21 protein-coding genes and 1 other RNA gene are annotated in these 24,498 nt (G+C 64.6%); 3 read left to right on the top strand and 19 right to left on the bottom strand.

The features are described 5' to 3' along the window. From ftsZ to rnpB, 17 genes are all read right to left on the bottom strand, one after another. The coding region (gene ftsZ, locus B7G66_RS15845; RefSeq protein ID WP_048859380.1) for a cell division protein FtsZ at positions 1–1,108 on the bottom strand (1,108 nt) is incomplete at its 3' end. Positions 1,109–1,198: 90 nt separating this feature from the next. After that, a complete protein-coding gene (gene ftsA, locus B7G66_RS15840; protein ID WP_052955185.1) occupies positions 1,199–2,611 on the bottom strand; it encodes a cell division protein FtsA in 1,413 nt (470 codons plus the stop codon). Then, a complete protein-coding gene (locus tag B7G66_RS15835; protein ID WP_003620578.1) occupies positions 2,608–3,528 on the bottom strand; it encodes a cell division protein FtsQ/DivIB in 921 nt (306 codons plus the stop codon). Before B7G66_RS15835 ends, ftsA begins: the two co-directional genes overlap by 4 nt. Beyond that, positions 3,525–4,469 carry a D-alanine--D-alanine ligase gene (locus B7G66_RS15830; RefSeq protein WP_003620576.1) on the bottom strand — a complete coding sequence of 315 codons (945 nt, stop codon included), beginning with the start codon at positions 4,467–4,469 and terminating at the stop codon, positions 3,525–3,527. The genes B7G66_RS15835 and B7G66_RS15830 overlap by 4 nt, the downstream gene beginning before the upstream one ends. Next, complete coding sequence (gene murB / locus B7G66_RS15825) at positions 4,466–5,485, bottom strand: UDP-N-acetylmuramate dehydrogenase (RefSeq protein WP_003620575.1); 1,020 nt, start codon at positions 5,483–5,485, stop codon at positions 4,466–4,468. Before murB ends, B7G66_RS15830 begins: the two co-directional genes overlap by 4 nt. Next, complete coding sequence (gene murC, locus B7G66_RS15820; protein ID WP_003620573.1) at positions 5,485–6,936, bottom strand: UDP-N-acetylmuramate--L-alanine ligase; 1,452 nt, start codon at positions 6,934–6,936, stop codon at positions 5,485–5,487. Before murC ends, murB begins: the two co-directional genes overlap by 1 nt. Before the next feature lie 32 nt (positions 6,937–6,968). Beyond that, positions 6,969–8,084, bottom strand: coding sequence for an undecaprenyldiphospho-muramoylpentapeptide beta-N-acetylglucosaminyltransferase (murG, locus tag B7G66_RS15815; RefSeq protein WP_003620571.1), 1,116 nt, complete (start codon positions 8,082–8,084; stop codon positions 6,969–6,971). Next, positions 8,081–9,250 (bottom strand): FtsW/RodA/SpoVE family cell cycle protein, encoded by a 1,170-nt coding sequence (locus tag B7G66_RS15810; protein ID WP_003620568.1) that lies wholly within the window; start codon positions 9,248–9,250, stop codon positions 8,081–8,083. The genes murG and B7G66_RS15810 overlap by 4 nt, the downstream gene beginning before the upstream one ends. After that, positions 9,250–10,650: a UDP-N-acetylmuramoyl-L-alanine--D-glutamate ligase gene (murD, locus tag B7G66_RS15805; RefSeq protein WP_003620566.1), complete on the bottom strand. Its 1,401-nt coding sequence runs from the start codon at positions 10,648–10,650 to the stop codon at positions 9,250–9,252. Before murD ends, B7G66_RS15810 begins: the two co-directional genes overlap by 1 nt. Continuing rightward, positions 10,647–11,738 (bottom strand): phospho-N-acetylmuramoyl-pentapeptide-transferase, encoded by a 1,092-nt coding sequence (gene mraY / locus B7G66_RS15800; protein WP_003620564.1) that lies wholly within the window; start codon positions 11,736–11,738, stop codon positions 10,647–10,649. Before mraY ends, murD begins: the two co-directional genes overlap by 4 nt. Then, complete coding sequence (locus B7G66_RS15795) at positions 11,738–13,165, bottom strand: UDP-N-acetylmuramoyl-tripeptide--D-alanyl-D-alanine ligase (RefSeq protein WP_003620562.1); 1,428 nt, start codon at positions 13,163–13,165, stop codon at positions 11,738–11,740. Before B7G66_RS15795 ends, mraY begins: the two co-directional genes overlap by 1 nt. Then, positions 13,162–14,637, bottom strand: coding sequence for a UDP-N-acetylmuramoyl-L-alanyl-D-glutamate--2,6-diaminopimelate ligase (locus B7G66_RS15790; protein ID WP_003620560.1), 1,476 nt, complete (start codon positions 14,635–14,637; stop codon positions 13,162–13,164). Before B7G66_RS15790 ends, B7G66_RS15795 begins: the two co-directional genes overlap by 4 nt. 2 nt (positions 14,638–14,639) lie before the next feature. Continuing rightward, positions 14,640–16,655: a peptidoglycan D,D-transpeptidase FtsI family protein gene (locus tag B7G66_RS15785; RefSeq protein ID WP_003620557.1), complete on the bottom strand. Its 2,016-nt coding sequence runs from the start codon at positions 16,653–16,655 to the stop codon at positions 14,640–14,642. Between the two features lie 36 nt (positions 16,656–16,691). Further along, positions 16,692–17,525 (bottom strand): cell division protein FtsL, encoded by an 834-nt coding sequence (ftsL, locus tag B7G66_RS15780; RefSeq protein WP_003620555.1) that lies wholly within the window; start codon positions 17,523–17,525, stop codon positions 16,692–16,694. Beyond that, entirely contained in the window at positions 17,522–18,544 is a 1,023-nt protein-coding gene (rsmH, locus tag B7G66_RS15775) for a 16S rRNA (cytosine(1402)-N(4))-methyltransferase RsmH (RefSeq protein WP_003620553.1), read from the bottom strand. Before rsmH ends, ftsL begins: the two co-directional genes overlap by 4 nt. Continuing rightward, positions 18,541–19,020, bottom strand: coding sequence for a division/cell wall cluster transcriptional repressor MraZ (gene mraZ, locus B7G66_RS15770; protein WP_003620548.1), 480 nt, complete (start codon positions 19,018–19,020; stop codon positions 18,541–18,543). Before mraZ ends, rsmH begins: the two co-directional genes overlap by 4 nt. Before the next feature lie 327 nt (positions 19,021–19,347). Beyond that, positions 19,348–19,775, bottom strand: an RNA gene (gene rnpB, locus B7G66_RS15765) — RNase P RNA component class A. A 167-nt stretch (positions 19,776–19,942) separates the two neighbouring features. On the opposite strand from rnpB, the gene B7G66_RS15760 reads away from it, so the two are divergent. After that, complete coding sequence (locus B7G66_RS15760; RefSeq protein ID WP_048859381.1) at positions 19,943–20,839, top strand: alpha/beta hydrolase; 897 nt, start codon at positions 19,943–19,945, stop codon at positions 20,837–20,839. 130 nt (positions 20,840–20,969) lie between these two features. Here the strand turns inward: B7G66_RS15760 and B7G66_RS15755 are convergent, their stop codons facing one another. Then, the gene (locus tag B7G66_RS15755) at positions 20,970–21,413 is read right to left on the bottom strand and encodes a hypothetical protein (RefSeq protein WP_003620543.1); all 444 of its coding nucleotides are present in this window, start codon (positions 21,411–21,413) and stop codon (positions 20,970–20,972) included. Between the two features lie 3 nt (positions 21,414–21,416). Then, entirely contained in the window at positions 21,417–22,895 is a 1,479-nt protein-coding gene (gene zwf, locus B7G66_RS15750; RefSeq protein ID WP_048859379.1) for a glucose-6-phosphate dehydrogenase, read from the bottom strand. Positions 22,896–23,152: 257 nt separating this feature from the next. On the opposite strand from zwf, the gene B7G66_RS15745 reads away from it, so the two are divergent. Together B7G66_RS15745 and B7G66_RS15740 are read left to right on the top strand one after the other, a co-directional pair. Continuing rightward, the gene (locus B7G66_RS15745; protein ID WP_040510890.1) at positions 23,153–23,428 is read left to right on the top strand and encodes a DUF2312 domain-containing protein; all 276 of its coding nucleotides are present in this window, start codon (positions 23,153–23,155) and stop codon (positions 23,426–23,428) included. A gap of 83 nt (positions 23,429–23,511) precedes the next feature. Further along, on the top strand, positions 23,512–24,309 hold the full coding sequence (locus B7G66_RS15740) for a hypothetical protein (RefSeq protein WP_003620535.1): 798 nt from the start codon (positions 23,512–23,514) through the stop codon (positions 24,307–24,309). The last annotated feature ends 189 nt before the right edge of the window (positions 24,310–24,498 follow it).

The raw sequence follows: 24,498 nt of genomic DNA, 5'->3' as shown, positions 1-24,498 counted from the left end.
CCATGGGGGGCGTGGCGGGCGGTGCCGCCTGTGCCGTCGCCTGTGCCGGGGCGGGGGGCTGCTGCTGCGCGCTTTCTGCCACAGGGGTTGCCGCGGGTGGCGGCGGTGCCGCGGCGGCGGCCTTGGCGTGGTCCGTCGCGCTTTCGATGCCTGTCGCCACCACGGATACGCGGATGCGGCCATTCAGGTTCGGGTCGATCGCGGAACCGAAGATGATGTTGGCGTCGTCCGCCACTTCCTCGCGGATGCGGTTGGCGGCCTGATCCACCTCGAACAGGGTCAGGTCCTCGCCCCCCGTGATGTTGATCAGCAGGCCCTGCGCGCCACCCATCGACGTGTCTTCGAGCAGCGGGTTGGAAATCGCCCCTTCGGCGGCGGCGATGGCGCGATTTTCACCCTCCGCCTCGCCCGTGCCCATCATGGCCTTGCCCATTTCCGCCATGACCGTGCGGATGTCGGCAAAGTCGAGGTTGACCAGCCCCGGCGCCATCATCAGGTCGGTCACGCCACGTACGCCCATATACAGAACGTTGTCGGCCATCTTGAACGCGTCCTGCCAACTGGTGCGTTCATTGGCCAGCCGGAAAAGGTTCTGGTTGGGAATGACGATGAGCGTATCGACAAACTGCTGGAGTTCGGCAATCCCCGCATCCGCCGACTTGGCACGGCGGCCACCTTCGAAGGTGAAGGGCTTGGTCACGACGCCCACCGTCAGGATGCCGCGTTCGCGCGCCATGCGGGCGATGACCGGCGCCGCCCCCGTGCCCGTGCCACCCCCCATCCCGGCGGTGATGAAGATCATGTGCGCGCCATCCAGATGGCGCGACAGTTCGTCGCATGCTTCTTCGGCTGCGGCCCGCCCGATTTCGGGTTTTGCCCCCGCGCCAAGCCCCTGCGTCAGATGAGGGCCAAGCTGGATGCGACGATCGGCCTTGCTGTGGGACAATTGCTGCGCATCGGTGTTGGCCACCACGAATTCCACGCCCTGCAACTGCATGTTGATCATGTTGTCAACGGCATTGGTGCCACCGCCGCCAACCCCGAACACCGTTATGCGTGGGGTGAAATCCGAATGGTTCTGCTGCGGGATGGTCAGATTCAGGGTCATGGTCGGCTCCCGAAGGCGAGGGATGGGTGGATGGGGGCGCGCATTGTGCGCTTGCTTATCGGGTATTAAATAAAGACTTTATCGTTAATATCATACCCTGTCGCGGATGAAATCGACGAAACGTCGGAACAGGCCGGTCGGGCGTACATCGCTGATTCCCGTATCGTTCAGCGCGTCGCCCGCACCTGCCGCCCATGCAAGCAGACCGGCGGACGTCGCAAACATCGGCCATGTCGCCGGGTTTTCCGGCAGGCCATGGATATGGCGTGGATGACCAAGTCGGACGCGCCGGTTAAGGACACGCGCCGCCATCGGGCCGATTCCCTCCAGCAGGGAACCGCCACCCGTCAGGACGACACGCCCGTCGGCGGCAGGCCCCAGCCCGGCCATTTCCAGGCGGTCATTGACCATTTCCAGTGTTTCCTCCACGCGCGGATGAATGATGGAGACGATCCTAGAGCGGGGAATTCTGACATAATGATGGTCGTTGTCGCCAATAAGCTGCACCAGCACCATTTCCTGATCATCGCCGGAGGAGATTTCGGCTGACCCGTGCATGGTCTTCAGCCGTTCCGCATTGTCGATGGAGGTGGACAGGCCATGGGCAATGTCACGCGTGATGTGCTGACCGCCGATGGGGATGCTGGCGGTATGGATCAGCCTGCCTTCGCTGAATACGGCGATGGAGGTGGTGCCCCCGCCCATATCCACCACCGTGACGCCAAGGTCGCGCTCCTCCTCATTCAGGACGGCAAGACCGGATGCCAGCGGGGCCGAGACCATGCCCGCGATCGTCAGGTCCACACGCGACAGCACTGCCTCCACATTACGCAGCGCCGTGGTGTTGGCGTCGATCACATGCATGCGCGCGGAGAGGTGATCGCACAGGTGGCCGCGCGGGTCAGGCACGCCCTGCGTTTCGTCCACGGCGTAATCCAGCGGCAGCGTATGGATGGCCGAACGCCCTTCCGTCAGGGCACGCATGCGTCCTTCGGTCGTGATCCGGCGCATGTCCGCGTCCCCGATCTCGCGCCCGCCGATGGGCCAGCGGATGTTGAGGTGGCGGCTTTCGGGATGGCCGCATGACAGGTTGATGAAAATCTCGTCCTTGCGCAGGGTCGCCATGTCTTCGGCCTGTCCTACGGCGGCACGTATCGCGGCTTCTGCTTCCTTGAGGTCGACAATCCCGCCACAGCGCACGCCGTGCGAGCGGCGCCACCCGTGGCCAAGCACCCGCAGCGATCCGTCCGGCTCCCCCTTGCCAATCAGGCACACGATCTTGGTCGAACCGATGTCCAGCACGCTGAACAGGCCGGAACGCAGCTTGCGCTGGGGGCGGTCCTCCGCCATCGGGATGATGTTCGTCACCGCGCGCCGGTCGCGCCGTGCCGTGTTCGGCAGGGCGGGAACCGGGGCAGCCTGCCGCAGGGCTGGTACAGCGGGTACGGCTGGCGTACGCTGTGGGGCGGTGGGGGGATCGGGGCGGATGATCAGGTTACTCATGCACGTCTCCGCACATTGGCCATGTCCGGGCGGGTCCATGGCATCTCTGGGGCGGGCAACCCGCTGGGGGCTGCCGTGCCGGGGGGCGTATTGTCATTGCCTGCGGGGTGCGGGGGCTCGCGGATGATCAGGCGGTCGGGCAGGCGCATGTCGATGGAGAGGACGGGACGTTCGAGAATGCGCATGTCCTGCTGCATCTGCGCCAGCCGCCTGAGCGCGGGGACTTCTTCCCCTTCGGGCAGGAGTACGACCGTGCCGTCGCGCAGTGTCAGGTTCCACCGTCGTTGCCCCACCCGTACGGCCGCCGCGACATGGGCACGTACTTCCGGTTGCGCGGAGAGTTCATCCATCAGCGCGGCCGCGGCAATGTTGGCGTCCGGCCCGACCACCAGCGGAAGCTGCATGAACGCCTGTGCATCCTTGCCGGTCATTCCCTGATCGCGCACCTGATTGCCTTCGCGGTCGATCAGCATGAAATGCCCGTGGTTCTGCCATACCGCAAAGGGGCGGCGTTCGATCAGGTGGATGATGATCGTATCGGGCAGGTGGCGTTCGATCACGGAATGGTCCACGAACGGCAGGGCGTCGATCCGTTGCCGCGCGGCATTGAGCGAGAAGCCGAGGATGAAGTCCCCCCTGCGCACGCCAAGCGCATCCTGAAGGGCGTCATCCCCCGTCAGTTCGTTGCCCGTGACCGTGATGTTCGTGATACGCAGTGGCAGCATGTTGACAATGCGTGCGCGTAAGGGGGCAAAACGTTCATCCGACCCCAGGCGATGGGCGAATGCGACACATCCTGCCCCCACGGCGCACAGCACGAGGGTAAGCAGCGCAGGACGGATCAGCCGCTTCTGCCGACGTACGAAGATGGACAGCCGCGATGGGCGGTCATTCAGGTTGTCGGCCGCCCGCTTCATGTACGACAGGTCGCCTGTTCCACCAGCCACTGGCATAGCTGCGGATAGGCCACGCCACATGCCGCCGCCTGTTCCGGCAGAAGCGAGGTTTCGGTCATGCCGGGCTGTGTATTGGTCTCCAGTATGACCAGGCGTCCGGCCCCGTCGGGATCGCGGGTATCGTCATAACGGAAATCGGTGCGTGACGCCCCCCGGCATCCCAGCGCCCGATGCGCCGCAAGCGCGAGCGCGCGGGCGTGTTCGAACGCATCGGGATGGATGCGCGCGGGCAGTACATGCGATGACCCGCCCTGCTGGTACTTGGCGTCATAATCATAAAAGCCGTTCCCGCCGTCATCGCGTGGCGTGATGTCGGTTACGGTCAGCGCCCGGTCGCCCATCACACCTACTGTCAGTTCGCGTCCAGGTATGAACTCCTCAACCAGTGCGGAAGTTCCAAACCGCCATGACCGGGCGATGCTGGCGCGGGTGTTCGCACCCGCGCGGATGATATGCACCCCGACGGATGACCCTTCGTTCAGCGGCTTTATGACATACGGCACGGGCAGGGGGTCCGCAGCCTCCAGTTCCGACATGGCAACGACCGTCCCGCGCGCCACCGGCAGGCCCGCCGCCGTGAACACGGCACGTGCCGCCGCCTTGTCCATCGCAACGGCAGAGGTACGGACCCCGGAATGGGTATAGGCAATGCCCATCCAGTCCAGCACGCCCTGTATGGACCCGTCCTCCCCAAACCTGCCATGCAATGCATTGAACACGACATCGGGGCGGTGCGTTGTAAGTTCGGAGACAAGCGCGCCCAAATCCTCACCCGCGATGACCTGCCGCACCGGATAGCCAAGTGAGCGCAGCGCGTCCGTCACACCTGCACCGGATTTCAGGCTGACCTCGCGTTCCGCCGACATGCCCCCCATCAGGACGGAGATATTCTGTCGTGTCATGCTGTCGTCTCCTTGCCCGGCGTCTCCTTGTCCGGGTGCTGTTCGGGGGGATGTGCGGCGGGCCGCCCGATCCGTCGGATTTCCCATTCAAGGGTCACGCCGGTATGTTCGCGCACGCGCGCGCGCACCCTCTCGCCCAGTTCCTCCAGCTCCGCGGCGGTGGCAGCGCCGGTATTGAGCAGGAAGTTGCAGTGTTTCTCGCTGACCTGCGCCCCGCCGAGCGTCAGCCCCCGGCATCCTGCCGCATCGATCAGTTCCCATGCCTTGCGGTCCGATATGTCCGGCGCGGGATTGCGAAAGGTGGACCCCCCGGTACGCGCACGCACGGGCTGTGCCGCTTCGCGCGCGGCGCGGATCTGTGCGATGCGTTCGCGGATGGCCGTGCCGTTCGACGGTTGCCCGCACAGGCGCGTGCGCACCACCACGGCCCCCTGTGGCACAAGGGCATGGCGGTAGCTGAACTTCAGCGCCCCGCCCGGCAGGCGCAGGGCCTCGCCATCGCGGGTGATGATTTCCACCCAGTCAAGGATGTTGGAAATGTCCGAGCCATAGGCCCCCGCGTTCATGGACACCGCCCCGCCCAGCGCGCCGGGGATGCCCGCAAGGAATTCCATCCCCGCAAGGCCGCAGGTTGCGGCATGTTCCGCCACCGTCATGTCCAGGCATGCGGCCCCTGCGATCAGCCCGTTGCCGTCATGCGCGATGTCGGCAAAGCCACGACCCAGGCGGATGACCACGCCATCAATGCCGCCATCGCGGATGATGGTGTTCGAACAGGCGCCAAGCACGCGTACCGGCACCTCCAGCGGGATATGGCGCAGCGCAAGGGCAAGGTCGCGTGCATCGGCCGGCTGCACCAGCAGTTCCGCCGCCCCGCCCACGCGGAACCATGTCCGTGGCCCCAGCGGGGCATCAGGCGTGAGGCGCCCGCGGAAATCCACCAGCGCACGGATCAGGTCCTCGCGCCATTGTACGGGGGTGGGGGCGGCAGGTGCGCCAGTTGCAGCCTGTGTCATTACGCCGCATCTTCCCCCTTGTGCGCCGCCGGGGCGGACGGGGCGGATTGCAGTTCGGCAAGCTGCCCCGGCAGGGCCTGCGCCCAGTGGGTGATCGACCCCGCGCCAAGGCAGACCACGAAATCACCGGGGCGGGCGATTGCATTGATCATTTCAGCAAGATGTTCCGGCCCGGGCAGGGGCACGACGGAACGGTGCCCGCGTTCACGCAGGCCCTCGACCAGGGCATCGCGGTCCATTCCTTCTATCGGCTGTTCGCCTGCGGCATATACGTCGGCGATGATGACGGTGCCAGCATCGTTCATGCATGTGCAGAATTCGTTAAACAGGCTCTGCAGTCGCGAATACCGGTGCGGCTGCATCACCGCGATGACATTGTTCGCCCCCGCCTGGCGCGCCGCCTTCAGGACGGCGGCGATCTCCACGGGGTGGTGGCCGTAATCATCGATCACGGTGATGCCGCCCGTTTCCCCCGTGCGGGTGAACCGGCGCTTTACCCCCTTGAACGCGGCAAAGGCGGAACGGATTGTCGCATCGTCAATTTCCATTTCCACGCCCACCGCGATGGCCGCCAGCGCGTTTTGGACATTGTGATGGCCCAGCATCGGCAGGCGGAACGGCCCCGCGCGGCGTGAACGGTTGCGGTTGCGGCTGGTGACGACCACCTCGAACGTGGCGCCAAGCTTGTCGGTAATGACCTTTTCCGCGCGGATGTCGGCCTGCGGGGAAAAGCCATAGGTGACGATCCGGTGGTCCGACAGGCGCGGGATCATCTGCTGCACGGCGGGATGGTCGATGCACAGAACGGCAAAGCCATAGAACGGGATGTTGGAGACGAACTGGTCATATGCCGCCTGCATCGCCTCTTCCGTGCCCCAATGGTCCAGATGTTCGGGGTCCATGTTCGTCACCACGGTGATGACGGAGGGCAGGCGCAGGAAGGAGCCGTCGCTTTCGTCTGCTTCCACCACCATCCAGTCGCCCGACCCCATGCGGGTATTGGTGCCATAGGCCTCGATAATGCCGCCATTGATGACGGTGGGGTCCAGCTTCGCAGCCTCCAGCACGGCGGCGACAAGGCTGGTGGTCGTGGTCTTGCCATGTGTGCCGCCAACCGCGACGGACCAGCGCAGGCGCATCAGTTCGGCCAGCATTTCCGCACGGCGCACAACCGGGATCAGGCGCGCGCGCGCGGCCAGTACTTCGGGGTTGTCGCGTTGCACGGCGGTGGAGGTCACGACCACCTGCGCCGCGCCAAGGTTGGCGGCGTCATGGCCGATCGTGACCGGGATGCCCGACGCGCGCAGGCGTGCGACATTGGCGCTTTCGGCGATGTCGGACCCCTGTACCGCGTAACCCAGCATATGCAGCACCTCGGCAATGCCGGACATGCCGATGCCGCCTATGCCGACAAAGTGGATGGTGCCAATGGAAAGGGGCAGGGCTCTCATTATGTATCAGTCTCCGTCTTCGCTCTGCCGGATTAGGCGGCACTGGCCATGGGATGCAAGCATCCTTCTATCATGTCCGCCAAACGTGCGGCGGCGTCGGGGCGTCCAATCGCGCGCGCGGCCGTGGCGGCACGCGCCAGCGCATCGCGATCACCCAGCAGTTCCACCAGCATCGCCGCCAGCCTGTCGGGGGTAAGTTCGGCCTGCGGGATCATCCATGCCGCGCCCGCGGCGACCAGCGCGCGGGCATTCGCGCTCTGTTCGTCACTGGCGGCGATGGGCAGCGGCACGAGAATCGCAGGACGTCCCGCGACCGTTACCTCTGCCACCGATGATCCGCCCGCGCGTCCGATCACCAGATGCGCGTCACGCAGCAGGTCGGGCACGTTGTCAAGGAACGGCGCGACGGACGCCGGGATGGCACAGGCGCCATAGGCCGCGCGCACACGCTCCATATCCTCGGTGCGGACCTGTTGCGTGACCTCGATGCGCGCACGCAGCGGCGGGGGCAGCGTCGCAAGGGCTGCGGGGACGATATCGCTGAAGATGCGCGCGCCAAGTGATCCGCCCCAGACCAGCAGTCTTATCACGCCGCTTGAGGGGTGATAGGGCACGTCATGCACCGTTGCGATATCGGGGCGTACCGGCATGCCCGTTTCGGTGACGGGAACGCCCGGGGGCAGGCCAGCCACGGTGGGGAAGGAGGTTGCGATCGCACGCGCCCAGCGTGACAGGAACGCATTCGCCCGGCCCATGACCGCGTTTCCTTCATGAAGGAATATCAGCGGCCGGTCCCTGCCCATCAGGTGCGCACCCAGAAGGGGCGGGACGGAAGGATACCCCCCGAATCCCACGACCGCCGCAGGTTGCAGCCCGCGCAGGATCGCGCGCGCGCGCCATGTCCCGTGCGCCAGCGCCAGGGCGGCGCGCGCGGCGCGTACCGCGCCACGTCCGGCAATTCCCGCGCCGGGCAGGACGAACTGCTGCCGGCCGGCGAAAATCCCCTTTTCACGGATGCCCGCGCGGCGGTCGGTCATCAGGCCGACCTCGTGCCCGCGCCGGACCAGTTCACTTGCCAATGCCTCCGCCGGGAAGAAATGCCCCCCCGTGCCGCCGGCTGCGATGATGATGGGGCGCGGGCGGGTCATGGGCGGGCTCTCCGGTTCAGGAACGCGGGCGTGGATGGCCCGAACTGGCTGTCGTTGGTGTTGACGCGCGTACGTGTCAGCGCAAGGACCATGCCGATCGTCAGGGCAACGGACATGGCGGACGAACCGCCATATGAAATGAAGGGCAGCGTCATGCCCTTGGTCGGGATCAGGTGCAGCGTCGATCCCATGTTCACGAATGCCTGCAACCCGAAGCCCGTCACCAGCCCGGTCGTGGCGATGACGATGAAAGGATCGTTTTCACGCAGGAGCTTGAGCAGCGCGCGAATGACGATCACGGCAAAGACCCCGATGATGAACATGCATACGATCATGCCGAATTCCTCCCCCGCGACGGCGAAGACAAAGTCGGCATGTGCATCAGGCAACAGGTCCTTTACGCGCCCTTCGCCCGGACCACGGCCCAGCAGCCCGCCATTGCCAAAGGCGCGCAGGGCGGTGTCGATCTGGTAATGGTCGCCCACCTCGGGGTGGAGGAAGCGCTCCACGCGGGAACGGACATGGGGGAAAACGGCATAGGCACCGATAAAGGCCGCGATCATGCATCCCACGCCACCCGCCACGAGGAACAGGCTGAGCCCATCGACGAAAAGCTGCGTGATGAAGACGGTCGTAATGACGCTGAGCATCCCGATGTCGGGCTGTGACTTCAGCAGCAGCAGCACAATCCCGAACAGGCCGAGCGCAATCAGCATGCCGGGAAAGAATTTACGTTTCTGCCGTTCCGTCAGCAGCCACGCCGTCACCACGGCAAAGAAGGGCTTTAGGAACTCGGACGGCTGTACCGACATCATCGGCAATGCGATCCAGCGCCGTGCGCCCTTGATCTCGATCCCATGTACCAGTGTCAGCGCCGTGGCCATGATGCCCAGCACGAATCCCACGGCACCCACCACCTTTATCGTGCGTATCGACAGCAGCGACGTGCCGATCACGATGGCTGCGGCAAGCAGCAGGAAGCACACCTGTTTGAAGATGAACATGTCGCGTGATGCGCCGATACGCACCGCCACGGCCGGGCTTGCCGCCAGCATCAGGATATAGCCGAACCCGATCAGGATACCCACGCAGATCAGGGTAACGCGGTCCACATTGCGCCACCACCGCGCCATGGGCGATGTGTTGATACGTGACAGGGCCGCCATTATGCCCCATCCCGTCGCGGGGCGTGCGCATCCGCCGCCAGTGCGCTGACAAGCCCGGCAAAGTGCTGGCCGCGTGCCTCGAACCCTGTGAACTGGTCAAAGCTCGCACATGCAGGCGAGAGCAGTACCACAGGGGTATGGAGCGTGCGCGCGGCCGACAGGGCGGCGGGCACCGCATGGTCCAGCGTGCCGACAATGGTATGGGCGACCCCCTGTGCGCGCAGTGTGTGCGCCAGTTCGGGGGCATCGCGCCCGATCAGGAACGCATGCGCCACACGATCGAACAGGGGGACAAGATCTGCGATCCCGCCTGCCTTGGCAATTCCGCCCGCGATCCAGATCATGCGCTCATGACACGACATCGCGCGTGCGGCGGCATCCGCGTTTGTGGCCTTGCTGTCATCAATGAAACGGATGCCGTCAATTGTGCCGATGGTTTTCTGCCGGTGGGCAAGCCCGTCGAACGATGCCATGGCGGCCCCGATGATGGTGCGGGGACAGCCCAGCCACAGCGCAATGGCCGTCGCGGTGGCGGCATTTTCCGCATTATGCGCGCCGGGCAGGGAAGGGGCGTGCGCAAGGTCGGCAATCACGCCCGTACGGTCACGCAGCAGCCCGTCGTGAACCGACATGTCCGGCGCATCGGCCCCCCCGCCAGCCACCATCACGTCGATGCCGCGTGCCCGCAGATCCGCCGTCAGCCCGGCGCAATCCGGCAACGTATCGCCCAGTACGGCAAGATCGCCCGTGCCCTGACGGTCGAAGATATGCAGCTTTGCACGGCTATAGCCCGCCATGTCCCCATGCCGGTCCAGATGGTCGGGTGTCAGGTTCAGCAGGCAGGCCGCATCGAAATGCATCCTGTCGAGGCGTTCGAGCATGTACGATGACATTTCAAGAACATAGACACCATTATCGGGCAATAAGGGCAGTGACAGGGCCGCAGGGCCAAGATTGCCACCGGCAATGGCGGGAATGCCGGCATGATCCAGCAGATGGGCCAGCAGAACGGTGGTCGTGGATTTGCCATTGGTGCCGGTCACCCCCACGAACCGTGCATGCGATCCCGCACGGCGGACGGCGCGGAACAGGAATTCCGCATCCGATACGATCGGCACTCCCGCCGCGCGCGCCATCGCCGCCACCGGATGGGGGGCCGGCAGGATGTGCGGGATGCCCGGTGACATCACCAGCGCATCGAACCCCGCCATGTCCACCAGCGGGGCAAAGCTGACGCCCGCAGGGGCGTCAGGGGGGGCATGTCCCGACAACGTATCGTCCCACGCCTGCACCCGTGCCCCCATCGCGCCCAGCGCACGGGCAGCGGCCATGCCGTTGCGGCCAAGGCCCAGCACGGCGATGTGTTGTCCGGTGAACAGGTCGGTGGGAAATGTGTTCATCTCAGTTTCAGTGTGGCAAGGCCACACAGTCCCAGCACAATGGAAACGATCCAGAAGCGTATGACGATTTTGGATTCAGGCCATCCCTTTTTCTCAAAGTGATGATGCAGGGGCGCCATCAGGAAAACCCGGCGCCCGGTACGCTTGTACCAGAAGACCTGTATGATGACCGAAAACGTCTCGATCACGAACAGCCCACCGACGATGCACAGCACCAGTTCATGCTTGACCGCAACCGCGACGGCCCCCAACGCCCCGCCAAGGGCGAGTGATCCGGTATCCCCCATGAACACTGCGGCAGGTGGCGCGTTGAACCACAGGAATCCCAGCCCCGCCCCCACCAGCGCGGAGCAGAAGATCCCCAGTTCCCCGGTGCCCGGCACGGCATGGAGTTGCAGGTAATCGGCAAAGATATGATTGCCCACCAGATAGGAAATCAGCGCGAAGACCAGTGCCGCGATGGTTACGGGCACGATCGCCAGTCCGTCCAGCCCGTCGGTGAAATTGACCGCATTGCCAAAGCCCGTGATCGTAATCATCGCAAACACCGGAAAGGCATAGCCCAGCGGCAGCAGCAGGTCTTTGACGAAGGGGAAGGCAAGGTGGTTCGCAAGGTCCGGTGGCATCAGTCCCTCGATCCAGATCCCGCCAATCAGGGAGACCGCGAATTCACAGCCCAGGCGCATGCGCATCGACACGCCGTCGGTGTTGCGCCGCGACAGCTTGAGGTAATCATCGGCAAAGCCGACCGCGCCGAACGCAAGGGTGATGGTCATGACCGCCCAGACGAACCCGTTCGTCAGGTCCGCCCACAACAGCGTCGATCCCAGCAGGGAGACAAGGATCAGGACCCCCCCCATGGTGGGGGTCCCGGCCTTTTCCACCAGATGGCGTTCCGGCCCCAGTGTGCGGATGGGCTGTCCGCCGCGCTGGATACGGCGCAGGCGCGCAATCAGCGGGTTCCCCAGCATGAGGCTGAGCACCAGCGCCGTCAGGCATGCGGCCCCGGCGCGGAAGGTGATGTAGTGGAACAGGTTAAGGACCGAGACATGGCCCGCCGCGTGGCGTTGGAACAGGTCATAAAGCATCAGGCGCGCCCCCGCGCGTCATCATGCGTGCCAAGGGTGTTCAGGGCATCGACCACCTGGCGCATCTTCAGTCCGAGGCTGCCTTTGACAAGGATGGCGTCACCCGCGCGCATCGCCGCGCGCACCTGTGGGGCAAGGGTCGCGGCATCGGGTGCCCATGCACCACGTCGGGAGGGGGGCAGGAGATCAAAGAGATATTTCATGTTCGGGCCGCAACAAAAAACAAGGTCCGCATGTTCGCGGACATCTGGAAGAAGGGATTCATGCTGGTCACGCGCAAACGCGCCCAGTTCGAGCATGTCGCCAAGCACGGCGATACGCCGCCGTGCCGGGACCTGCCCCAGGACATCAAGCGTCGCGCGGATCGAGGCGACCGACGCGTTGTAGCTTTCATCAAGCAGGCTTGCCTGCCCGTGCAGTATGGGGGTGATCGCCCCGCGTCCGGCCCCGGGGCGGAAATCCGCAAGGCCCCGCACCGCGCATGCCATGTCCGCCCCCACCGCGTATGCCGCCGTCAGCGCAACCAGCGCATTGCCCGCCATATGGCGGCCCGGTGCATGCAGGTTGACCGTGCCCGACCATCCGTCGATCAGGGCACGGAACGCACCACCATCGGGGCGGCGCTGGAAATCTTCCATCCGCGCCGTGCTGCCGGGGTGCGTGCCCGCCGTCCACAGGCGCGCGCCATGGTTACGGGCCTGTGTGGCGAAGATGGCCATGCCCGTCACGTCATCGGGCACGATCGCCACCCCGTCCCGCGGCAGGGCCGCGATCAGGTCCGACTTTTCACGCGCGATGGCCTCCAGACTGCCCATATGTCCCAGATGCGCCCCGGTGATGGTCGTGATGACCGCGACATCGGGCCGCACCATCTGTGCCAGAGGGGCGATTTCGCCGGGGTTGTTCATGCCCACTTCACACACGCAGAACATGGCCGACGCAGGCAGGCGCGCCAGTGTGAGCGGCACACCCCAGTGATTGTTGTAAGACGCAACCGCCCAATGGGTCGGCCCGCACGCGCCCAGCGCATGGCGCAGCATGTCCTTGGTGGTGGTCTTGCCCACGCTGCCGGTCACGGCGATCATCCGGCCCGCGAACCGCGTGCGCGCAAATGCTGCCATGGCGTTGAGCGCGGACAGCGTGTCATCCACCAGCAAGATGCGCGCGTCCTCCACGCCGGGATCGCGATGGGCGATCACAACGGCCGCACCGGCATCCAGTGCGCGGGTGATGTGCGCATGCCCGTCGGAGTTTTCCCCCACCAGTGCGACGAAGATGTCACCCGCCGCCAGTGTCCGCGTGTCGATGGAAACACCGGTTGCGCGCAGACCCTCGCACGACGCCGCGCCGGGGTGGGGGGACGCGCGGAAATGCCCGCCCGTCGCCGTGAGGAGTTCGGTGCCGGTCCACAGGATGGGGGCGGTCATGGGGCGTTCGCCAGTTCGCGGATGACGGAAACATCGTCAAAGGGCAGGACCGTCGTGCCGACCGTCTGCCCCTGTTCATGGCCCTTGCCCGCGACGACCATCACGTCCCCGGCCTTGAGCCGCGACAGTCCCTCGGCAATCGCCTGCCTGCGCCCGCCGATATCGCTGGCGTCCGGCGCGCCCGCCATGACCTCGCGCCGGATGGCTGCTGCATCCTCCGTACGGGGGTTGTCATCGGTGACGATGGCCATATCGGCCAGGCGCCCCGCAACCGCGCCCATCAATGGCCGTTTACCCCGGTCACGGTCGCCACCTGCGCCAAATACCGCCACCAGCCGTCCCGACGCATGTGGCCGCAAGGACAGCAACAGCCGTTCCAGCGCGTCGGGCGTATGGGCGTAATCAACATAAACCGCCGCCCCGTTGGGCAGGGTCACGGCATGTTCCATCCGCCCGCGCACGCCGACAAGGGCGGGAAGGCAGTTGATGGCCGCGGACATCATATCCCTGCTGCTCGCCGCAAGCCCGGCGGCCAGAAGCATGTTATCCACCTGGTAACGTCCGGGCAGCCGTGTGGCGACCTCATGCCGCGTGCCATTGCATTCCACATCCAGCACCTGCCCATCCGGGCGCGGGGTCACGCGCAGCAGGCGGATCGCATCCCCGCTTTCCCCCACCAGCCGCAGGTCCAGCCCCCGTTTCACGGCAATGGCGCGCAGCGCCTCCAGCGTTGCGCCCTCCATGTCCGCGTTGGCCACCGCCAGGCCACCTGGCGGCAGCAGCGTATCGAACAGGCGCAGCTTTGCCGCGCGATAGCTGTCCATGTCACCATGGTAATCAAGGTGATCGCGCGTCAGGTTGCTGAACCCGGCAGCAGCAAGGGGCACCCCGTCAAGGCGGCGCTGCGCAAGGCCATGGGAGGAGGCCTCAATGGCGATGTCATCCACCCCATGTTCATGCAGGGTGCCAAGCGTCAGCGCCATCGTCACGCCATCGGGTGTCGTCAGCGATGGTCCCGACAGCGCGGGCACGGTGGGGGAGATGATGCCAAGCGTGCCGATGCTCGCGGCGGCATGTCCCTGATGCTGCCAGATCTGGCGCACGAATTCGACCGTACTCGTCTTGCCATTCGTGCCGGTCACGGCGACAACATGGCCGGGCATCGCGGGCATCAGCGCTGCCGCCATCACCGACAGGGCGTGGCGCGGGTCGTCGGTTGCGATGCACGCAATGTCATGTCCCGCCTGCCGCACCGCAGCGCAGGCATCCGGTGTCGAAATGATGGCGCACGCACCCTGTTGCAGCGCCTGCGTAATAAAGGCGCGGCCATCGGCGCGGTTGCCCGCGATGGCGGCGAAGATCATGCGCGGGCGCACCTGCCGGCTGTCGGCCGTGATCCCGCTGACTTCCGGGTCATGGCCGCAGCCATCCGTCGGAAGGCCCGCGCGGTGCAGTGCTGTCGTCAGTTTCATGTCTATCCCCGTTCCTGCCGCTTCTTTAACGGCATGGCCCCTTCGCGTTCGTCCCGTGCGGCATGCATGCGCGCCAAATGCCCCGCTTCGGACGTCATTTCCCCTGTCCCATGATGGCTGCCATGGCGACTGCCCTCGCTTTCATGCAGGTGCATGGTGCCAGGATCATTCCCCGGACCCAGCGCGCGATATCCATGCGGGACGGGCGGGCGCATCGGGATGAACAGGGAATTCTCGATCGCCTCCTGATGCGCGGTGTCGGGGAACAGGCCCATCATCGGTGCGATGCGGGTGATGATGTGCGATGCCGTCGGCGCGGCGTTCCATCCCGCCGTGGTCCATCCATGTGTCTGTGCCGTCGGTTTGGGACTGTCGAGCATGACATAGACCGCATAACGCGGTGCATTCATCGGGAATATGCCGGTAAAGGCCGAAACATTGACATGCTTGAGATAGCCGCCATGCGCGCCGATCTTTTCGGCCGTACCCGTCTTGCCCCCCACGTAATAGCCTGCGGATTCCGCCCGGTCGCCCGTGCCCTTGGTCACGTCAAGGCGCAGGATCTTGCGCAGGATGGATGAATTTTCCGCCGAGATCAGGCGTTGTGCATCCGGGGTCTGTGCCGCCATGTCCGTATCGGGCACGGGGGTGCCGCCCGGCGTCCTGTCCTGGTCATGCAGCAGCAGCGTGGGTTTGAGCAGGAAGCCACCATTGGCCGTCGCCGCCGTGCCGCGCACGATGGCCAGGGGGGGTTCCGCCACGCCATGTCCGAAGGCGACGGTCATGACAGTGGAAACACCCCAGTTGCGTGTGGAAGGGATAATGGGGTGCCCGGCCTCGGGCAGTTCGATGGGAACGCGCGCGAAAAAGCCCATGTTGCGCAGCCAGTCCTGCTGGCGCGCCGCCCCCGCATCAAGCGCGATATGCGCCGCCGCAGGGTTGGAGGAATGGGCCATGACCTCTGGCAGGGAAAGCCACGGGTCGAAATGGTCGTTTTTCATGTCGGAAATGGTGAAGCGCCCGACCTTGATCGGCACGCTGGAAAAACGGTCCCATATGTGCGCGACCCCATCCTGCAGCGCCATGGCCGTCGTCTGCAGCTTGAAGGTGGAGCCGGGTTCATACATGCCCGTCACCGCGCGGTTGAAGCGGGCGTCGGCGGGGGCATGGCCGAAATCATTGGCGTCATAGTCAGGCAGGCTGACCATGGCGATGATCTCCCCATTGCGTACATCCATCACGATGGCGCATGCGCCGATCGCCTGGAATGTATCCATGGCCGATTGCAGTTCATCATGGACCACATTCTGCACCCGGACGTCGAGCGAGAGCGTGAGCGGCGCGCGGTTACTGTCGAGGCGCTTGTCAAAGAACCGTTCCACCCCGGCGACGCCATGGTCGTCGATGTCCACCCCGCCCATGATCTGCGCCGCGACGCGCCCCATGGGATAGCGACGGCGTTCACCCGGTTCGAAATAGATTCCGGGAATGCCCAGGTTATTGATCGCCAGTTCCTCTGCCGGCGAAATGTCACGCGCCAGATAAACAAACTGCCGTGCCGATGACAGGCGGCGCAGGGTTTCCGCCGCATCAATATGGGGGAGTACCTGCTTGAGCTTACGCGTGGCGTCCTGCGGGTCGATCATTTCCTGCGGGTTGGCATAAACCTGCGCCACCGGCAGGGAAATCGCCAGCGCCTGGCCGTTGCGATCCACGATGGAGGCCCGATGCACCTGCGGCAGGACGATGTCGTTGGCCACCATGCCCTTCGGGTCGCTTTTGGGGATGGGCGGAACCTGTGGCGCGATCTGGTGCTGCTGTGGGGCAAGCGGCATGATGATCGTCGCAATGCTCAGCTTCACGCCCACCGCGCCGAACAGCACGCAGAAAACCCCCGCCACGACCAGCAGGCGGGTGTCCGTTTTATAGCGTGCCATGTTCATGCGCAAAGTCCCGCCTGTGGGGCGGGAACTGTCCGTATGTGTATCCTGGCTGGGCGGGCGGGGCGTATCGTTCATGTCACCGACGGTATCCGGCAGCGGAAGCGACCGTCGTCAGTTGCTGACGGGTACGGGCGGGGGAAGGGCGGACGTACGGGAATTGGCCAGCGAACTGCCACCCCCGCCACGGACGGAGGAAAGTGTGTCTGCCGGATGCCATGCCGCATCCGACACTTCATGCGCGGGATGGTAACGATAGGGCGCGACATGGGTGCTGGCCAGTACGACGTCATGGGTGGGGGCCGCCGTGTGGGTCACGCGTGCGGGCAGGTGGGCCGGGGCCTCATTCTCCGCCATGACGGTGGCGGGACGTTCAACCGGACGTGGCGCGGGCTTTGGCACGTCATGTTCCGGTCGGTCGGCATGCAGGGCGGTGGCCTCCACACGGGCGGTCTCCACACGGGCGGGTTGCGCATGGCGTGTCACCGGCGTGGGGGACGGGGACATCACGGGCGGTCGCGGGGCACTGGCCTGCGCCATCACCATGGGCGCGGCATGGGGATGCGGCACGGGGTCGGGCGTGGTGACGGTCATGTGGTCCGCAGCAAGGGAGATACCCATATTCGCACGCGGGTTGGCCGGTGCAATGGGCGTGGATCCCGGCGTGGGCAGATGTGAACCCAGGGCGGCCATCTGTACGAATTGCGTTGGCGCCACAGGGCGCAGCGTCGGGTCATAACGTTCGGCCAGGACATGCAGCCGGTCGGGCTGGTTCAGCATCGTCCATTCCGCGCGCAGCATGGCCGTCTGGTCACGCGTGCGTTCGGTCTGCATCACGATCTGTGCGATCTTCTGGTCCAGCGCGGAAGTCTGCTGTTTCTTGGTATACAGGAACAGCCCGGACCCCGCCGTCATGAGGGCGCATAAAAGCGTGATGATGCGGATCATTGCTGCTGTCCCATGTATGTGGCGGAATCCGTGTCCGGGAATGTCATGACGCGTTCGACCGTGCGCAGCCGCGCGCTGCGTGCGCGCGGGTTATGGCGGCATTCCGTATCCGACGGGCGGATGGCCTTGTTACGGACAAGGCGGAAGGCGGGGCGTTGCGTACTCTGCATGGCGGCGCCCGGGTCGTGGCGTGAAGGGCCGGGCATGCGGCCTGATGCGCGGTTCATCGCAAGCTTTACCAACCGGTCCTCCAGCGAATGAAAGGACACGACCACCAGCCGCCCGCCCGGCGCCAGCAGGCCAAGCGCCTGTTCCAGCCCGCGTTCGATCTGCCCCAGTTCGTCATTCACATAAATGCGCAGGCCCTGGAACGTGCGCGTCGCGGGGTCGATGCCCGAACGGTCCGCCCGCACGACCGAACGCACGATGTCCGCTAGCGCCGCCGTGGTGGTGATCGGGTTTTCCGCCCTTGCCGCGACAATGGCGCGCGCCACCCGGCGCGACATCCGTTCCTCGCCATAGGTATAGATGATGTCGGCCAGTTCGCTTTCCTGATAGCGGTTGACGACATCGGCGGCGGTCGTGCCCTCGTCCCCCATGCGCATGTCCAGCGGCCCGTCCATGCGAAAGGAGAATCCGCGCTCGGGCTGGTCGATCTGATAGGAGGAGACCCCAAGGTCAAGCACCACGCCATCAAGTGCATCCACCCCACGCGCGGCAAGGAGGGAGGCCATGTCCCCGAACCCGCCCTTGATCAGGCGCAGGCGCGACTGTTCCTGCCCGTCGGGGAAGGACGTGGCCAGCGCCGCGCCACGTGCGATGGCGGCGGGATCGCGGTCGATGGCCCACAGCGTGCATTCCGCGGCCGACAGGATGGCGCGCGCATAGCCGCCGCCGCCAAACGTCCCGTCGAGGTAGGTCGCGCCATCACGCGGCGCGAGGTCACAGAGCACCTCTGCCAGCATGACCGGTATGTGGCCGCCATCAATGCGGGGTGGGGTGGGGGGCGTCGTGGTCATGCCGATCCTTCCGGTGGGGAGGCGGCCGTCTTCCTGCCCGATGTCAGTGCCCGCGCCCGTGTGCGTGCCTCGTCCCGGCGCTGCGCCGCGGCGTCGGGGTCCCATACCTGAAAGATGCGTCCCAGCCCCATGAACGTGACCTGTTCGGTCAGGTTGGCGTGCGCACGCAGTGTTTCAGGCAGCAGGATGCGTCCTTCCTTGTCCGCGTCGATGGGATAGGCATCGGCATAGAGCGCGGTGGCAAGGTCGTCATGGTCCTCGGAAAAGATGTCCACTTCGTCCAGCGGGCGCGCAAGTGCGGAGAATGAGGCGCTTGGCCATGCTTCGAGGCAGGGATGCAGATGGGACGGGCGCATGATGACCAGCGGTTCGCCCGCCCGTGAAAGGGTGCGCAGCGTCGCGCGGAAAGCCGACGGGATGGAGACCCGCCCCTTGGCATCCAGCCGGTTCTGATGCGTGCCAAGGAATACACTCACGCTGCGCGATGCCCTCCCCGGCATGAATTACAGAAGGTCCGAGACCGTGCCCGGCGCGGGTGAAAGGTGCTTCCTTCACTCAACTTCACTGGGTCTATGTGGGATATCATGGGATTTCATGGGCGGTCAATTAAAGATATGCAAAAAATGGCGGCAGACTGCTATTGTTCAGCCGTAAGGGGTGTAATGACAGGTAAAGAGGAATATATCCGGCAGACCGGGGGCATAAATGCCACCAGCCGACAGATGTTTATGTTTTGTTCTTTTTAATGAATACTTAATCCCGCCTCTGGGTTCGTGCCATGCAGGCCCATGTGGGGGGATAAAGATGCCAGACGGTCTGTAAGCCGGGTTCTGTCCATCCCCGAAGGGATGGGACGACCATTCCTCTGGGACGCGCCTTGCGGCACGCCTCACGCGACCAACCCGAACGACGGGGCGGAAAGGCCCCTGACGGCGCGGACCGGAATCCGCCCGCCTGCCGTTCCTATTCGGTCTTGCTCCCGGTGGGGTTTGCCCTGCCGCCCATGTTACCATGCGCGCGGTGCGCTCTTGCCGCACCGTTTCACCCTTACCCCCAACATCCGGCCCGATCGTAAAACCGGTCCATCAGCCGTGGGGGCGGTCTGTTTTCTGTGGCACTGTCCCTGGGGTCGCCCCCGCCGGCCGTTAGCCGGCACCGTTCTTCCGTGGAGCCCGGACTTTCCTCCATCATTGCGCACGGGCGCGCCGACAGCGGTCGTCCGACCGTCTGGCATGCGGAAACTGGCGGTGCATGCGTCCCGCGTCAAGGGCTAAAGCCTTGGGACGCGAAAACTCATGACCGATTACGAAAGGCGTGCTGTTGTCTGTTTCTGATGTCGCGGCGTCCGCGCCCCTTCCGCGCGGGCGGCTTCCGGGGCTTTTGACCCGCCTGTTCCTGATGGGGGCGAAGGCGAGTGCGGCCCGTCACAATCATGTCCCCCATTCGCTGGAGGATATTCGCCGACGCTTTGACCGTCCCTGTTTCCCGCAACGTCTGTCGCGCCTGCAGGTCCGGCGTGTCATCGACATGCGCGTCCCCGGTGCGACTGAACTGCGGCCGGCGCGGCTTTATGTTCCTTATGGCAAGGTGCGCGGCGTCGTACTGTTCATGCATGGGGGGGGATATGTCCATTGTGGCCTGAACTCCCACGATGGGATCTGCTGTCGCCTTGCGCGGCAGTCAGGGGCGGCTGTCCTGTCCTTTGACTACCGCCTTGCGCCGGAAAACAGGTTTCCTGCCGCCGTGGATGACTGCTGGGCTGCGCTGCAATGGCTGGTGGCAGAGGCATGGCGGTGGGGTGGGAAGGTCGCGGTGGCGGGGGACAGCGCGGGCGGTACGCTTGCTGCGGTCCTCAGCCAGATGAGCCGTGGGTGGGGGCATCCGCCGCTTGCCCTGCAATTACTGTATTACCCCTCACTTTATGGAGAGCGCCCGGTTCCCTCGCGTGAAGTCTATGCAAATGGCTATGTGCTCAGCACCCGTGTGATGGAATGGTATGCGCAGGAATATATCCGCGACCCGCAGGATCTGCGCGATCCGCGCCTGGCGCCGGTCTTTGCGTCTTCGCTTGCCAACCTGCCGCCCGCGGTCATCGCCCTTGCGCAGTGCGATCCCCTGCATGATGAGGGAACGGGATATGCCGCTGCGATGCGCACGGCGGGGTCGCGGGCCATCACCCGGACATGGCCGGGGACGGTCCACGGTTTTCTTAATTTCTACTCATTCCTGCCCGGCGGGAAATCCGCGATCCGCTATGGCGCGCGACACTTGCGTGAAGCATTCGCCCGCACCTGAACCATACATCCAGATGCAACGGAACCCTCAGTCATCCGGGGGCGCCGCTTTACAAAGGCGGCGTTTTTGAACGTTTCCGGGAAAGCCGCAGCGCGGGCTTTATGCAGGCCTTGCGGCGTGCCATCGCTGTTTACTGCGGCATGGCGTGGAACACGCCGGGGGTCTGCCAGTCGGTCTGCACGCTTTGTGACAGGCGGTCCACACGCAGTGTGAACAGGCGCGGCAGGGTATTGTGGTCGCCCGGGCAGGAACCGGAATGGCGTTCCATGACGTCAAGGTTGGTGGCATCGGGCGGGTCGTTGCCGTTGAGGACGAACAGCAGGCAGTCCTTGCGGTCGTGCGTCATGCCGTTATGCGTCACGATCGTGCGGAAATGTTCCACAAGTGCGGTGTTGTCGAACCAGCTGACCTTTGAAAAGGTCAGCCGGTCGGCGGCCTGGTCCAGCCACCCCATGCGCATGACGATAAAGGCCAGCAGCGCCATGGGGATCACCATCAGCACGCGCCGGACGATCCGCTGGCGGATGGTCATGGGGGCGCGCTTGCGGCCGGAAAGGCGGGGGGAAACGGCCATGCGTTATTTCATGTCCTCGTGCCACAGGTGTCCCGACTGCGCCAGCAGGTTGCGCGCGCCCTCAGGCCCCCATGTCCCGGCGGGATAGGGTTCAAGCGGGGCTTCGTTCTTGCTCCATCCCTGCAGGATGGGGTCGATCCATTTCCATGCGGCCTCCACCTCATCACGCCGGATGAACAGGATCGGATCGCCGCGCACGACATCAAGCAGCAGCCGTTCATAGGAATCGGGATAACGGATATTGAACGCCTTTTCAAACTCGATGTTGATGTCCGCCTCACGCAGGGACAGGCTGTCGGTCGGGGTGGGGTCCTTGGTGGAAACCGACAGCATGACGCCCTCGTCGGGCTGGATGCGGATAACCAGGCGGTTCGCGGCGGGACGGTTGGCAAAGATGGTCCACGGCGCGGACTTGAACTGGATCACGATCTCGCTGCATTTCTCTGCCATGCGCTTGCCCGACCGGAGGTAGAACGGCACATTGCCCCATCGCCATGACAGGATTTCGGCCTTCAGCGCGACAAAGGTTTCCGTCTCGCTCGTAACGCCTTCGCCAAGGTCCTCCAGATAGCTGCCAACCGTCTGCCCGTTGACATGTCCGCGCATATACTGCCCGCGGGAGGTATAGATCGCGACATCGGACGGCCGGATCGGCTTGAGTGCGTGCAGCACCTTGAGCTTTTCATTGCGCACGCTGTCCGCATCCAGCGATACCGGCGGGTCCATCGCGACCAGACACAGCACCTGCAGCAGGTGGTTCTGGATCATGTCACGCAGGCAGCCGGACCGGTCATAATATGCGCCGCGCCCCTCCACCCCCACGGTTTCCGCGGCCGTGATCTGCACATAATCAATCGCGTCGCTGGTCCACAGGCGTTCGAACACCGGATTGGCGAAACGCAGCGTGATCAGGTTCTGGACCGTTTCCTTGCCCAGGTAATGGTCGATGCGGAAAATGTGGTTTTCGGGGAAATGCCGCCCGACGCTGTCATTGATGGCGTTCGCGCTCTGCAGGTCCGTGCCGATCGGCTTTTCAAGGACAACGCGCGACTGCTCCGTTATCAGGTTCTGCTTGCTCAGGTTCTCGCAGATCTGGCCATACAGTGCGGGTGATGTCGCAAGGTAATAGACCCGGATGCGGGTTTCGGGTTCCTGATCAAGCAGGCCGCGCAGGTCGGCCCAGTTGCTCTGTGCCTCGGCACCGTTCAGGCTGACATAATGGACCAGTTCGATAAAGCGCGTGACCGTGTCCGCCTCCAGCGAGGCGGGGGGGATGTGCTCCTGCAGTGCCTGTCGCGCACGGTCCTGATATTCCCCCCGCGAGAGGGGGGAGCGTGCGGTCGCGATGATACGCGCATCCGCCGGGACCTGCCCGTCGCGAAAGCGGTAATACAGCGCAGGTAGCAGCTTGCGCATGGTCAGGTCGCCCGTTCCACCGAAGACGATGTAGTCGAACGTATCGACGGGGGGAAGATGTGCCATGAAAATCGGCCTCCTGCCTGATGTTCTGTTTCCAGCCCCGTATTTCCGCCATGCATGGCATATCGGGAACGCGGATGCGCCGGTACCAACGCTCAGGGACCGATTAGGGCTGCCTTTTGGAGCATGTCAAGCTGGCATTGACCCGCGTTCATCATCGCGATAAGCCCGCCGTTCAAATACGTTATGCGTGCCGCCTGCTTGTGGGAGGCATGGCGGGGTGTATGACGGCCCCATCACTATATCCGGAGGCAGCGGACATGAGTGCCGATAATTTCGAAACTGACGACAGCAGCGCGGCCGTTGGGGGCATCGCCGCCGACCGGTTGCGCAGTATCATCGAACGTGTGGAGCGCCTCGAAGAAGAGCGCAAGGCGCTGGCCGGGGATATCAAGGACATCTATACCGAGGCGAAGTCCGCAGGCTTTGACACCAAGGTGATCCGCCAGATCATCCGCCTGCGCAAGCAGGAACCCGCCGAGGTGGAGGAACAGGAAACCCTGCTGGACATCTATCGTCGCGCGCTGGGCATGTAATGTTCCGTCGGGATGATGGGCATATGGTTCCCCGCCGGGATTAAGGGTATGTTTCCTGTCATGCAGAAGGTCAGGAGACATCCATGACGCTACCTTGGCCCGAATGGCTGCCGCAATGGGCGCAGGCGCTGGTCCTGATCGTGGGGCTGGTATTTGCCGTGTTGTGGATGCTGGTTCCCTTTGCGGTGATCGGGGTGAAGGGGCGGCTGGATGCCCTGGCGGTGCAGATTGATGATCTGCAGGCCGAATTGCGCGTTATGGCAATGTCCAGCAATTCGGCCGCCATCCGTGAAGAAGCGGAGGGCGCATCGGGCGAGCCCTTGTCCGAAGTCCTGCGCACACAGGATCGCGCACGGGATTACGTGCAGGGGCGTAATCAGGATCACGAAGACCCGGACCGGACTGGGGCCGCACAGGCCGCCCACGCCCGTCCGGCCCGCATGCTGGACCCCGAAGATCCGCAGTGCGATATTCCTGCCTATGAACGTCGCGCATCGCCGCCAGCGGCCGATGCGCCACCAGCGGCAACGGTCCATGTGGCCGATGGTGATGATGACCGCATACGATCCGATATGCCGCCGGGTCCGCCACGGCCACGTGAACATGCCCCCCGTTCCACGCCCCCCCCATGGCAGGAGAGTGCGCAGCAGGATCAGCAGGAGCAGGGCACGCAGTCGCCGTCATCATCCCCGGTGGTGCCGGATGCCCCGCGCATGCCATTGCGTGCCCGGGTTCCGCCTGCGGTGGGTGCAACCGGGCAGGATGGGGGAGCGCGTGCCGCCATGGCGCGGAAGGTGGAAACGGGGCTTCCCCGCATGGCGCGCTGGGCGGAACGGCGGCAGCGTTCGGAGCCGACATTGCGCTGGCCCCCACGACCATGATGATCCCTGCGGCGTCCCGGAAATGTCCGGGGAAGAAGCTTTGGTCATATCCCCCTTAGATGGGGGAAAGGGTTTTCGGGGATGGGACGGCCGTTGCCAAAAACGTCTATACGAAGATTGTTTGAAAAGTCCGGCCCAAGAAGATCTGAAATCATAAAGGTTTTTGGTGAAGCTTTTTCTAAAAAGCTT

The organism is Novacetimonas hansenii JCM 7643 (genome assembly GCF_000964405.1).
Classification (GTDB): domain Bacteria; phylum Pseudomonadota; class Alphaproteobacteria; order Acetobacterales; family Acetobacteraceae; genus Novacetimonas; species Novacetimonas hansenii.
The sequence above is the reverse complement of the archived record's forward strand: the minus strand, read 5'-3'. Positions and strand labels throughout refer to the sequence as shown.